Below are 13,023 nucleotides of genomic sequence, written 5' to 3' on the forward strand. Positions count from 1 at the left end.
CGCGTGACGATGCCGGACGTCGACTTCGCGCGGATCCGGCCGTACGGCGTACCGGCGGGGCGGGCCGCGGCGTTCGAGGAGCTGGCGTCGTTGCTGGTGACGGCGGGAATTCCGGGGCTGGTGGAATGGCCCGCCGGCGTGGCGTTCGACCGGTTCGGGAATCCGGACGGCGGGCGCGAGGGGCGCGGCGTGCTGCCGGGTGGCGCGGTGTGGGCGTGGCAGGCGAAGTACCTGTTCTCGCTGGGGGACCGGGAGCTCGGGCAGGTCGGCGAATCGGTCCGCCGGGCACTCGAAACTGAGCCGAACCTGAGGCGCTACATCGTGGTACTCCCGTACGACCGCCCGGCCGGCGACACCCGGCGTGCGCAGTCGGCGTACACCAAGTGGCTCGCGAAGACGGCCGACTGGGAGCGGGTCGCCGCGGAGCGGGGGACGGACGTCGAGTTCGTGTACGTCGGCGCGAGCGAGCTGGTCACCGAGCTGACGAAGGTGGAGAACGCCGGGCGGCTGCGGTACTGGTTCGGCGCCTCGGTGCTGACCCCGGACGAGCAGCGCGACCGGTTGACCGACGTACTGAACAAGGTCGGTCGCCGGTACACGCCGAAACTGCACGTCGAGGTCTCTACGGCCTGGGCACTCGAAGGGCTCGGCCGCACGACGTCGTACGTACGCCGGATCCAGCTGGCGCTGGCGGACCTGCGAGTGGTCGGTCGGGCGCCGGGGCTTGATGGGTGCGCGGAGCAACTGGCTCGGGCGGAGGCAGCACTCGACGGGTTCCTGGCTGCGGTCCGTGGCGGGGGCCGCGTGCCTCGGATCACCGCTGAACTGGAGGCCGCCGAAGCGGCGCTCGATGCTGTTGCGCCGGCTGCGGGCGGCGCCTCGGCACAGTTCGACCAGCGCGCTGCCGGGGTCACGCAGCAGGCTGTGGTGCGGGCAGCCGGGGTCGCGCGGTGGTCTGTGGAGGCGGCGCTCGGTCTGGTTCGCGGCGTCGCGACGGCGGCTGCGGATCGTGGGATGTTGCTGATGACCGGGCGCGCGGGCGTCGGGAAGACGCACCTGTTCTGCGACGTCGCGTCGGGGCGGATCGCGGAGGGTCTGCCGACGGTCGTGCTGCTCGGGCAGGACTTCGACGGCGGTGCGTTGTTGCCGCAGATCGGTACGCTCGCCGGGATCGACGGCCGGCTGGACGACGTGCTCGGCGTCATCGATGCGGCGGGGGAGGCCGCGGGTCGGCCCGCCCTGCTGATGATCGACGCTCTCAACGAGAGCGCAGGCGCCGACCGGTGGGCCGACGAACTGCGCGTGCTCGCCGGGGCGGTCGACCGGCGTCCGCACGTGGTGCTCGCCGTGTCCTGCCGGACCGAGTTCGTCGAGGCGGTGGCCGGCGGCAACGACTTCCCGCGGGTCGAGCATGTCGGCTTCGCGGAGTCGACCGCCGAAGCCGTCGATCGGTACACCGCGGAGTACGGGCTGGAACGGGTCACGTTCCCGATCCTCGACCCCGAGTTCGGCAACCCGCTCTTCCTGAAGCTGGCCTGCGAAGGACTCAGCACTCTCGGGCGGCAGAGCCTCGGCAACACCGGACTGACGACCGTGTGCAACGCCTTCCTCGAAGCGGTGAACGAGCGCCTCGCGAGGCCGTCCCGCTGCGACTACGACGCGGCGTCACACCTGGTCCAGTCCGTTGCCCGCCGGTTGGCGGAGTTCGGGCCCGGACCGTACCGGCGTACCGAAGTCGTCGAGCTCGCCGATGCCGCGCTGCCGAACCGCCGCTGGTCCCAGAGCCTGTACGTCGGCCTGCTGCGGGAAGGTGTGTTGCTCGAGGCAACTGCCGACACCGTCGTCTTCGGCTACCAGCGACTCGGCGACGTCCAGCGCGCCGGCCTCCTCGCGGAGCGGACACCCGCCGAGCTGCAGGAGTGGTTCCGCACGGCGAGCTGGGCCGAGAACGGCGTCATCGGGGCGCTCGGACTGTTCCTGCCGGAGCGGTCCGGCACCGAGATCGTCGACCTCTTCGCGGACGCGACCGGCGGTGCCGACCGCCGGGTCACCGACGCGTTCCTCCAGAGCCTGACGCTGCGCTCCGCGGAACACACCACCCGCCGCACCGCCGAACTCGTCACCGAACTCCTGCCCGCTCCGGAAGCCTGGCTCGCCCTCGTCCGGGTCGCCTGCGTTCCTGGCCACACCGCGAACGCCGACTTCCTGCACAACGTGCTGTCCGCCCTTCCGCTACCAGAGCGGGACCGCACCTGGTCGCGGTGGCTGACGGCGCTGGACGATCAAACGCCGCTGGAGGACGGCGAACCGGTGGTCCGTGCCGTGAACATCCTCCTCGCCTGGGCCTGGCCGGAGGCACCCGGTCCACGACTGGACGGGGTGTCGCGCCTGGCTGCGCAAGTCATCAGCTGGCTTCTTACGTCGACGGTCCGGCCTCTGCGTGACCGTGCAACGAAGGCGCTGGTGGCGTTGGGAGAGGACCGTCCGGACGAACTCGCGAGTGCGGTGCGGGCGTTCCGCGGCTGCGACGATCCGTACGTCGTCGAGCGTCTGACCGGTGCCCTCTGCGGCGTCGCGCTGCGCTCCACGTCCGCGGACGTCGTCATCACCGTCGCCGACGCGGCCGCCGAGCTGGTCGCGGACGGCGTACCCACGCATCTCGTCACACGCGACAACCTTCGACGCATCGGCTCGGCTGCCGCGGCGTACGAGTGGTCAGGGCCGGACTGGCAGCCGCCGTACGGCGCCGCCTGGCCGGTCGAGGGTTTGAGCGACAACGGCTCTCCGTGGGACTTCGGGCGGCAGGTGGTGGAGCCTGCGCTGGAGGAGTTCGTGGTCGACGATCGGACGGCGTTGCTGCGGGAGGCGCGGCGGGCGGTCTTCGCGCGTGCGGTCGAGCTCGGCTGGAACCAGCTCGCCGACCACGGACGGAAGTACCAGTGGATCGGGCTCTACGAGACGCTCGGCCGGTTGGCCGACAACGTTGAGGTGCGCGATCTGCGGGACGGCGAGACGTACGCCGGTCTCGACCAGGTGATCGGCCGCGACATCGACCCGACCGTACTGGTCCGGCCGCGTCCGGAGCCGGAGACGAGCTGGTTCAGACCGGTGACCGCCACTTTCGTGGACTCGGAGGTGCAGCGGGCAGCTCCGCGAGCTGATGCTCACCCGGCGGCAAGTCGTTCGACGCCTGCGCCCGCCGCCGCGCTGGACGGCGTACCCGACCCGCTTGACCTGATCGCCCTGACCGGCCCGAACGGGGCGCCTTGGCTGTCGCTGGTCCGGTACGACAACTGGTCCGAGGAACTGCCGCCGGAGGTCGCCGCGACCCGGGTGCCGACGCTCAACATCTGGATGCGGACGCACTCCTATCTTGTTGCCTCCGGCCACGTTCCCGCCCTGCGCGCGTGGGCCCGCGGGCAGGACTACGACGGACGATGGGTGCCCGAGCATCCCGAGATCGGCAGCCGGCTCCTCGCGACCTTCCCGTCCTCGCCCGACTGGGACGTCGACCCCGGCGCCGTCGATCTCCCGATCGCCCTGCACTGGGCGAACTACGGATACACCGGCACCGGCACAACCCGGGACACCTCCGGCGCCGTGAGCGGATACGTACCCAGCCGGCTGCTCGCGGACGCGCTCGGACTTGCGCATGGCAACGACTTCGCCTGGCCCGACTGTGAGGGGCGGCCCGCCGTATTCGACCCGACGGCCGGGATGAGCGGCGTCGGCGCCCTCGTGATGCGACGGGACCTGACGGCCGCGCTGGCCCGTGCGGGGTACACGCTGTTCTGGACGGTCTTGATCCGCAAGGAGTTCCAGAACGACGGCTTCGACGAGTACCGCGGGACCAGCGCGAGCGCCTCCTATCTACTGATCGACGACCGCATCGAGAAGCTCTAGCGGGCGCCGGCTTCGTTCATCACCTGCTGGGCCGCTGGTGGGAAGTTGCTGTCGGTGACCTGGGTGTTGCCGATCACCTGGTTGTTGTAGCCGGGGCCTTCGGGGTTGCGTTCCGGGCCGATGTCCCACCAGTTGCCGGTGACCAGGTTGTCCTTGGTGTTGAACGTGTCGGGGTTACCGGCGTCGGAGTTGATGTACACCCAGCGGCTGCTGCCGAGGAACACGTTGTCGCGCATCACGACGTACCGGGTGCCTTGGTCGATCAGGGCGCCGAACGTCACCTGGCTGTCGTACACGTAGTTGCGTTCGATCACGGTGCCCGGGCTCGCCGACAGCGTGTAGATGCTGCCGCCATCGTGCATGGCCTGCTTGGTGTCGTGGATCAGGTTGTACGCGACGTAGTTCTCGCGGAACGTCGTAGGCGTCGTGTAGATCGGCTGGTACTCGTACAGCCCGGCCTTCAGGTAGTACTGGTTGCCGCCCGGATCGTTGATGCCCCAGCCCCAGCCGATGTCGATCCCGTCGTACGGCAGGTCCGTCAGCGTGTTGTGGGTGATCGTCGCGCGGGTCACGTACGTCGACAGGATGCCGGCGTTGTCGCGATACTCCTTCGAGACGCCGACAATCCTATTGTTGACAATCCTGATGTCGTGGTTGGTCATCCGCTGGTCCCGCGGGTGGTGCGCGTCCGGCTGGACACCGCCGACGACGATCGCGGATGCCGCGCTGTTCGTGAAGCTGTTGCCGCGGACATCGATCTCGGCGGCGCCGTACCCGGTGCCGGCGGCGTGCGCGTTCGGGTCCATGCCGAGGCCGAGGCCGACCGACCCGAGCTGCTCGAAGCTGTTGCCGTCGAAGCTCACGTGCGCGGCGGCCGACACCTGGACGGCGGCCGGGATCTGGTGCCACTCGTTGCGGGTCTTCTCGAACTCGGGGCAGCCGTTCTGGCAGCTGGTCAGGAAGTCCGCCGGTTTCGCGTACTCGCCGACGGCGTGCGCGCCGCTCTGCTGGTCGACGTACCCCTGTGGACCGCTCGGGAAGTTCCAGGTGCTGTGCGCGAACGTGATGTTGCTGAAGGCAAGGTTCTGGACCGGAGCGGCGTAGCTGCCGGCGATCTGGACGAGCGACTCCAGCCGCGGCAGCCGCACGTCGGTGGAGGTCATCGACTGGCCTTCGGCGGGGCGGTAGAACAGCTTGCCCTTCGCCGAGTCGAGGTACCACTGGTTCGGGCCGGAGATCAGCTCGTACGCGTTGTTCAGGTAGATCGCGCCGCGGGCGTACGGCGACTTCAGGGTGTCGTAGCCGAAGTTGTTGTTGTCCCAGGCCGGCTGCTCCATCACCAGGGTGTTGCCGTCGACCGAGTGGACGGGGGAGTAGCGGTCGGTGAACGAGCCGAGCTCCTCGATCTCCAGCGCGCCCGGGTTGGACAGACCGCCGATCTGCTTGGCGAGAGCCGGGTCGGTGATCGTCAGGCCGCGCTCGCTGAAGACGAGGTTGTCGCGGGTCTTCTTGGATTCTGCGAGGAGGAGCTGGGTCTTCTGGGCGAGTTTGCCGTTGACGTAGAGCTGCCGCGACTCGGTGCCCTTCGGGACGTCGGCGGACCAGATGTTCTTGGTGGGGTCGGTGAGCTTCCAGTGGGTGATCTTGGAGCCGCCGGAGAGTACGGCGCGTTGGCCCGGGACGCTCTGCCAGGTGACGGTGTGCCCGTTTCGGCCGCCGTCGCGGGTGCCGAACCGGAGCGGTGCGGGGAGGTCGTAGGTGCCGCCGGCGAGGAGTACGCGGACGTCGGTGGTGGAGCTGCGGGCCCGGACCAGGGCCTGCGCGGCGCCGAGGGTCCGGACGACCTGGTCGGCGTCGAGGTTCGTGGGTTTCTTCCCGTCCGGGGCGACCAGGATGACGTCGGTCGGGCGCGGGGCGGCGAAGGTCGGGGCGGCGAGCGCGGTCGCGGCAAGCACCAGCACGGAGGTGGCGGCAAGCACACGAGCCGGACGATGTCGGGTCATCCATGACTCCTATGTCGTCTGTTGTCTGTCATCTGTCAGCCGCAAGCTAAAGTAGGCAGACCGCACCGTCAAGCCCTGACGACCGAAACCGGACGTCAGGGCGAGGGATCAACGAGAGAGGGGTTATGCGGGGCGGCGGCGGTGCCAGGCGGTGCGGATGTGGGTGGTCATCGCGGTGGCGGCGCCGGCGGGGTCGCGGGCGAGGATGTGGTCGAGGATGATGCGGTGTTCGGCGTTCGTGGTGCGGACGTCCTCGACGCTGGGGTGGCCCTGGTAGCGCATGCTGGTCCGGGCCTGGCTGTGGACCGTGCTGACGATCGAGCGGGCCAGCCGGTTACCCGACGCCGCCATGATCCGGTCGTGGAACTCGACGTCGGTCTGGATGAAGATCTCCGGCCGCGCCGTATCGGCCTCGAGTCGGTGGTAGACAGCCTCGATCGCGGCCAGGTCCTCGTCGGTCGCGTTCTCCGCGGCCAGGCCCGCCAGGTTCGACTCGAGCGCGATCCGCACCCCGACGAGCTCGTCGAGGATGCTCAGGTTCGCGTCGTTCCGCACCGCGGACGCGAGTACGTCGGCATCCAGCAGGTTCCAGCTGGAGTCGTCCTTGACGACCGCGCCGACCCCGCGCCGTACCTCGACCAGGCCCTTCGCCTCGAGCAGCTTCACCGCCTCGCGGACGGTGATCCGGCTGACCTGGAACTGCTCCGACAGTGCCGATTCCGGCGGCAGCGCCGCGCCCGGCGGGATCGAACCGGACACCACCCCGTCGAGCACCGACTCGACGACCAGGTCCGCGAGTCGGGCCGGCCGGCGCGCCGCCGCCGCGGGCGCGAGTCGCACGGTTGCCTGTCCGGGGTCCGACGCCACCTGTGCCTCCGAGGTCGATGTACCGATGCGTACACGGATTGTCGCCCAATTGTCAGCAGTCAACAAACTCTTGACAACAGACAACAGACAACTAACATCTTGCCACAGCGAGAGCCCCATGAACCCCGAAGAAGGAGGGCGCGATCATGCCGAGCGCCTCAGGCCACGTCTGGCAGTTCCGCCGCGGCTGGATCGCCGCCGCGCTCGTCCCGGCGCTGGCCCTGGTCGCCACCGCCTGTGGCGCGGCCGCACCGCAGAGCCAGGCCGGAAGCAGCGGCAGTACCGGATCCGGAAAGCTGGTCGTCTGGGACTGGCACTCCGGTGACGCCACCACGAAGGACTACTACGCGAAGGCCAAGTCCGACTTCGAGGCCAAGCACCCCGGCGTCCAGGTCGAGTTCGTCGCCCAGCCGTACGACCAGTACTACACACTCCTCGGCACCGCGATCCAGGCCGGCAAGGGCCCGGACATCTCGATGTTCAACGGCGGCGCCCAGATGCGTGAGCGGGCGAGCGCGCTGCTCCCGCTGGACGACAAGCTCGGCGACCTGAAGGACCGGCTCGTCGGCTGGGACGCGTTCAAGAAGGACAAGACGACGTACGCCGTCCCGGTCACGCTGCAGGGCTTCCCCTTCTACTACAACAAGGCCGTCTACAAGAAGGCCGGCCTCGACCCGAACAAGCCGCCGGCCACGCTGGCCGAACTGCAGACGGACTGCGCCGCGATCAAGAAGTCCGGCAACGCCTGCTTCAACCTCGGCAACAAGGAGGGCCTCGGCATCGAGTTCTTCCTGTCCGGCTTCGGCCCGGGTGTGTTCAGCCCGGCGCAGTACGACGACTGGCTGGCCGGCAAGCGGGACTGGAAGTCGCCCGAGGTCAAGCAGATCTTCGAGCTGTGGAAGAAGACCAACGACGACGGCTGGTACAACAAGGGCGTCAACTCGACCGCCATGTTCAACGACCAGTTCACGATGTTCTCCGGCGGCAAGGGCGGCAACGTGATCGGGCTGATCTCGGACACCGCGCACTGGAAGTCGTTCGACGAGTTCCTCGGCCCGGACCTCGGCGTCTACAAGCCGCCGATCTCGGACCCGGCCAACGTCACGTCGACCTTCCTCCCGGCCGAGGGCGGCATCGGGTACGGCGTGATGAAGTGGACGAAGGACCCGGCGCTGGCGATGGACCTGGTGAAGAGCCTCGCGAGTACCGACGCCGAGAAGCTGTTCTTCGAGAAGGCCGGTGCGATCGCGGCCGACAAGACCGTCGACACCAAATCGGTCGACATCGCGGCGGCGGGCCAGATCGTGTCCTGGCTGCCGGAGAGCAAGCCGTTGCTGCACACCGCGCTGTCGGCGAAGACGCTCGACCTGATGCACCGGCTGTCGCAGCAGCTGATCAGCGGTGACGTGACCGTCGACCAGGTCCTCACCCAGTTGGCGGCTGCAGACAAGTGACGGGACAAGTGAGTGCTTCCGGAGAGCAGACCGTGGCGGCACCCGCGGCCCGGCGGGCGACAGCCGTCCGCCGGTGGCGGCTCAGCGAGCAGAAGATCGCCGCGCTGGTACTGGTGACACCGGCCCTGCTGATCATCGTCGGGCTGCGGGTGGTGCCGCTGATCCTCGGTGCGCAGTACTCGCTCACCGGGGACGGCGACCGGAACGGTGTGTTCGTTGGCCTGGCCAACTACAAGACGCTGGCCGCCGACCCGGTCTTCCGGACCGCGGTGCGGAACGTCGGGCTGCTGTTCGTGGCGCTCCCGGTCGCGGTCGCGGTCCCGGGGATCCTGGCCACCTTCCTCTTCCTGAAGGTGCCCGGCCACCGGTTCTACCGGAGCGTGTACTTCTTCCCGGTGGTGCTGTCGCCGGTGATCATCGGCGCGATCTTCAACATCCTGCTGTCCGTCGACGGGCCGCTGAACCAGCTGCTCGGCGCGGTCGGCCTCGGCCCGGTCGACTGGCTGGGCAACTCGCACCTCGCGATCGTTTCCGTGATCGCCGTGCACATCTGGGCGACGTTCGGGATGGCACTGGTGATCTTCATGGCCGGCTTCTCGACACTCGACCAGTCGCTGCTGGACGCGGCCAAGTGCGACGGCGCGAACCTGCCGCAGACGATCCGGCACGTGGTGATCCCGGAGCTCAGCCAGACGATCCAGTTCGTCTTCGTGACCACGATGATCGGGATGCTGACCGGGATGTTCGGGCTGGTGTACGTGATGACCGCGGGCGGCCCGGGCGGTGCGACGTACCTGCCGGAGTTCTACATCTGGGTGACGCAGGGGCAGATGAACAGCCCGGCGCTGGCGTCGGCCGCGTCGATGGTGCTGTTCCTCGTGATGCTCGTCGTCGGGCTGGCGCAGATCCGGCTGATCAAGCGCGCCACCAAGGAGGTGTGACCGATGCGCGAACGCGGTTTCACCCGGTGGATCGTCGCCGTACCGATGGGCCTGCTGGCGCTGGCGACGATCTACCCGATGCTGTTCACGCTGAACGTCGCGATGAAGTCGCGCCGTGAATACGTACTCAACCAGTTCTCGCTCGCCGACCACGTGACCGCGGCGAACATCGCGGACGCCTGGGGCTCGTCCGGACTCGGCCGGTATACGGTCAACTCGATCGTGGTCACCTTCGGCGCGGTCGTGCTGTTGCTGCTGCTCGGCTCGATGGCCGGGTACGCGTTCAGCCAGGTGACGTTCCGCGGCCGGAAGTGGCTGTTCCTGGTCTGCCTGGGCGCGTTGATGATCCCGTTCCAGGTGATCATGGTGCCGTTCTTCCGGGTGCTCGGACAGGTGCACCTTCTGGATACGTATCCAGGCTTGATCCTCGCCTATACCGGGCAGTTCCTGCCGTTCACGATCTTCCTGATGACGAGCTTCTATTCGCGGATCCCGGCCGAGGTCGTGGAGGCGGCCCGGGTCGACGGCAGCACGACGCTCGGGGTGTACCGCCGGATCATGCTGCCGCTCGGCCGGCCCGCGCTGCTCTCGGTCGGCATCCTGAACGCGTTGTTCTGCTGGAACGACGTACTCATCTCGCTGCTCGTGATGCAGTCCGAGCAGCACCGCACGCTGATGGTCGGGGTGACCGCGCTGCGCGGGCAGTACTCCGACGACATCCCGCTGTTCGCCGGCGGGGTACTCGTCGCGGCCCTGCCGGTGATCGCGATCTACCTGTTCTTCCAGCGCCAGATCACCGACGGTGTCACCGCCGGCTCGACCAAGGGATAGCCATATGCGCATCACGGGATACCGCACGCTCAGCACGGTGCACGACTGGGGCAGACCGATCGGCGACGCGAACGGGACGGTCGGCTCCGGCCGTACGTCGGTGCCGATCGTCGTACTGACCACGGACACCGGGCTGGAAGGGATCGGGCTGGGCTCGCACGAGGGGATCGACGCGCTGTTCCCGGCGCTGGACGGGCAAGACCCGCGGGCGGTCGTGGCGCTGTACGACCGGATGCTCGCGTGGGTGTTCAAGCGCGGGCACACCGGTGCCGTGTTCGGTGCCATCGGGGCGCTCGACATGGCGTTGTGGGACCTCAAGGCGAAGGCCGTCGAGCAGCCGTTGTGGCGGTTGCTCGGGGCAAGAGATCACGTCGTACCGGCGTACGCGTCGGGGCTGGACGGCCCGTTGGCGGACGACGAGCTGAGCCGGTTGCACAAGCAGTTCGCGGAGCGCGGGCTGCAGGCGGCGAAGCTGAAGGGCGGGCTCGACGTCGCCGACGACCTGCGGAGGCTGGACCTGCTGAGCGAGCTGTACCGGGAGCAGACCGGGTCGGCGCCCGCGCTGATGCTGGACGCGAACGAGTCGTGGGCGCGGAAGGAAGCAGTCCGGCACATCCGGCGGATCGAGGAGCACGCGGACCTGGCCTGGGTCGAGGAGCCGGTCCGGCGCTGGGACGTCGACGGGCTCGCGATGGTGACGCGCTCGGTGAAGGCGGCGGTCGCGACCGGGGAGAACCTCACCGGGCTGGAGCAGTTCCGGCCGTTGCTGGCGGCAAATGCCGTCGACATCGTGCAGACCGGGAGCGTCTGGGGGATCACGCACTTCCTGCGGGTGTCGGCGTTGGCGCACGCGTTCGACCTGCCCGTCAGCCCGGTCGGGTACGACGTGAACCCGCTCGGGCACGCGGCGGCCGTCGTACCGAATCATCTGTCGATCGAGATCCAGGACCTCGGGACGCCGGTCGGGATCAGCGCGGACCAGGAGGTCGTGGACGGTCATCTGGTGCTCGGCGAGGCGCCCGGTCTCGGGTACGTCGTCGACGAGGACGCGATCGCCCGACTGGCTGGTTCCGGCAGCTGGGACGACGACGCCGGCCCGCACGTCCGCCCTGACCGCGCCGGTCGCCGCCTGGTCGTGAAGCCCGCGATCCGCAACGGGGAGGCCCGATGAAGTCGGCGGTGGTGACCGGCGCGGGTGGCTCGCTCGGACGGGCGATCGCGTTGCGACTGGCGGCCGACGGCTACGGCGTGGCGCTGCTCGACCTGCCCGGCGACGGGCTGACCGAGTCCGAGAACGTCCTGAAGGCAGCGGGCGCCACCGTCCGCGCACTGCCGATCGACCTGCGCGACGCCGAAGCGATCGTCAGCACGATCGCCACCGCCGAGGACACTCTGGGCCCGCTCGACGTCCTCGTGAACAACGCCGCGATCTACCCGGCGACGCCGTTGCTCGACATCCCGCTCGCGGAGTACGAGGACGTGGTGGCGGTCAACCAGCGCGCGTACTTCGTCGCCGCCCAGACCGCGGCCCGCTCGATGCGCGCCCGCCGTACCGGCTCGATCGTCAACGTCGCCTCGATCACCTGGCACGGCGGCTGGGACAAACTCGCCAGCTACGTCAGCACGAAGGGCGCCGCGGTCTCCCTCACCCGCGCCCTGGCCCGCGAACTCGGCCCGGAAGGAATCCGCGTCAACGCCGTCTCGCCAGGCGCGTTCCCCACCAAGGCTGAGACGATCCACGAGAACCCGGAGGCCTACACCGCGTTCGTCCTCGACCACCAGGCGATCAAACGCCGCGGCACTCCGTCCGAGATCGCCGCGGTCGTCTCGTTCCTGACCGGCCCGGACGCGTCGTTCGTCACCGGCCAAACAATCAATGTCGACGGCGGATGGGTGATGGAGTGAACATCTTCGGATCGGACCTTTCGGTGGCCGCGTTGCGGGAGCGGACCGGGGATCTGGCGAGTGTTGCCGGGGTGCGGGAAGTTGTGCTGGGCAACGGGGCGGAGCGCGGGGTGCGGGCCGTGCAGTTGCGGAGTGCGGCCGGGCTGGAGGTGGAGGTGCTCGTGGACCGGGCGCTCGATCTCGGGAGTGCGCGGTTCCGTGGGGTGCCGTTCGGGTGGCGGTCGGGGAACGGGTTCCGGCATCCGGGGCTGCACGAGCACAACGACGAGGGCGGGTTGTCGTGGTTGCGGGCGCTCGACGGGTTGCTCGTGTCGGGCGGGCTGGACCACACGTTGTTCGGGAACGAGGTCGACGCGACGCAGTACCGGTATCCGCCGAAGCAGACGGTCGCGCACGGGTTGCACGGGCGGTTGACCGCGATTCCGGGGCGGCTGCTCGAGGCGGGCGAGGTGTGGGACGGGGACCGCTGCACGTTGCGGGTGCGTGGTGAGGTCGTGCAGGCGACGTCGTTCGGCGAGCACCTGCGGCTGACCCGGACCGTCGAGGTGGACTTCGACGGGCTCGAGATCCGGTTGTCCGACGTGGTCGACAATCTCGGGTACGAGCCGACGCCGCACATGTTCCTGTACCACCTGAACTTCGGCTGGCCGGTGATCGACGCCGGCACCGAGGTGGTCGCACCGATCGCGGAGACCACCTGGCAGAGCGACTCGGCCGCCGAGCAGGGCGTCTCGTACCGCGTGCTGCCCGACCCGCAGCCGGGGTTCGTCGAGCAGGTGTACGAGCACCGGCTGGTCGCCGACGCGGACGGCCGGCACCGGGTCGCGTTGATCCGCGGCGACAGCACGTTCGGCGTCGAGGTGAGCTGGGACGCGGCGACGATGCCGTGCTTCTTCGAATGGCAGAACCTCCGCAGCGGCCAGTACGCCGTCGGTCTCGAGCCGTCGACGCACCACGTCACCGGCGACGCGGCCGCCCGCGAGGACGGGTCGATGACCTGGCTCGAACACGGCGAGTCCCGCGCGTACCAGACCACGATCCGGGTCCTCGACGGCGTCGAGGCGACCGCTGCCGCCCGGGACGCCGTCCGCCGCGTCGCCGGGCAACCCGACTGACACG

At 69.2% G+C, this 13,023-nt stretch carries 9 protein-coding genes; 7 read left to right on the top strand and 2 right to left on the bottom strand.

Features of this window, described 5'->3' with window-relative positions:
* The first annotated feature begins 3 nt into the window (after positions 1-3).
* On the top strand, positions 4-3,903 hold the full coding sequence (locus ACXJJ3_RS38215; protein WP_458166833.1) for a hypothetical protein: 3,900 nt from the start codon (positions 4-6) through the stop codon (positions 3,901-3,903).
* Here ACXJJ3_RS38215 and ACXJJ3_RS38220 read toward each other — a convergent pair.
* Both ACXJJ3_RS38220 and ACXJJ3_RS38225 read right to left on the bottom strand, forming a co-directional pair.
* Complete coding sequence (locus ACXJJ3_RS38220) at positions 3,900-5,906, bottom strand: right-handed parallel beta-helix repeat-containing protein (RefSeq protein ID WP_458166834.1); 2,007 nt, start codon at positions 5,904-5,906, stop codon at positions 3,900-3,902. The two genes, ACXJJ3_RS38215 and ACXJJ3_RS38220, sit on opposite strands and share 4 nt — an antisense overlap.
* A gap of 123 nt (positions 5,907-6,029) precedes the next feature.
* Positions 6,030-6,773 carry a FadR/GntR family transcriptional regulator gene (locus ACXJJ3_RS38225; protein ID WP_458166836.1) on the bottom strand — a complete coding sequence of 248 codons (744 nt, stop codon included), beginning with the start codon at positions 6,771-6,773 and terminating at the stop codon, positions 6,030-6,032.
* Positions 6,774-6,919: 146 nt separating this feature from the next.
* Between ACXJJ3_RS38225 and ACXJJ3_RS38230 the strand changes: the two genes are divergently transcribed.
* From ACXJJ3_RS38230 to ACXJJ3_RS38255, 6 genes are read left to right on the top strand one after another with little or no spacing between them, the layout of a single operon-like run.
* Positions 6,920-8,227, top strand: a complete 1,308-nt coding sequence (locus tag ACXJJ3_RS38230; protein ID WP_458166837.1) for an ABC transporter substrate-binding protein — start codon at positions 6,920-6,922, stop codon at positions 8,225-8,227.
* An 8-nt stretch (positions 8,228-8,235) separates the two neighbouring features.
* On the top strand, positions 8,236-9,168 hold the full coding sequence (locus tag ACXJJ3_RS38235) for a carbohydrate ABC transporter permease (RefSeq protein ID WP_458166838.1): 933 nt from the start codon (positions 8,236-8,238) through the stop codon (positions 9,166-9,168).
* Positions 9,169-9,171: 3 nt separating this feature from the next.
* On the top strand, positions 9,172-9,999 hold the full coding sequence (locus ACXJJ3_RS38240) for a carbohydrate ABC transporter permease (RefSeq protein ID WP_458166839.1): 828 nt from the start codon (positions 9,172-9,174) through the stop codon (positions 9,997-9,999).
* 4 nt (positions 10,000-10,003) lie between these two features.
* On the top strand, positions 10,004-11,170 hold the full coding sequence (locus ACXJJ3_RS38245; RefSeq protein ID WP_458166841.1) for a mandelate racemase/muconate lactonizing enzyme family protein: 1,167 nt from the start codon (positions 10,004-10,006) through the stop codon (positions 11,168-11,170).
* Positions 11,167-11,904, top strand: a complete 738-nt coding sequence (locus tag ACXJJ3_RS38250) for an SDR family NAD(P)-dependent oxidoreductase (RefSeq protein ID WP_458166842.1) — start codon at positions 11,167-11,169, stop codon at positions 11,902-11,904. Before ACXJJ3_RS38245 ends, ACXJJ3_RS38250 begins: the two co-directional genes overlap by 4 nt.
* Entirely contained in the window at positions 11,901-13,019 is a 1,119-nt protein-coding gene (locus ACXJJ3_RS38255; protein WP_458166843.1) for an aldose 1-epimerase family protein, read from the top strand. Before ACXJJ3_RS38250 ends, ACXJJ3_RS38255 begins: the two co-directional genes overlap by 4 nt.
* The last annotated feature ends 4 nt before the right edge of the window (positions 13,020-13,023 follow it).

The organism is Kribbella sp. WER1 (assembly GCF_054189145.1).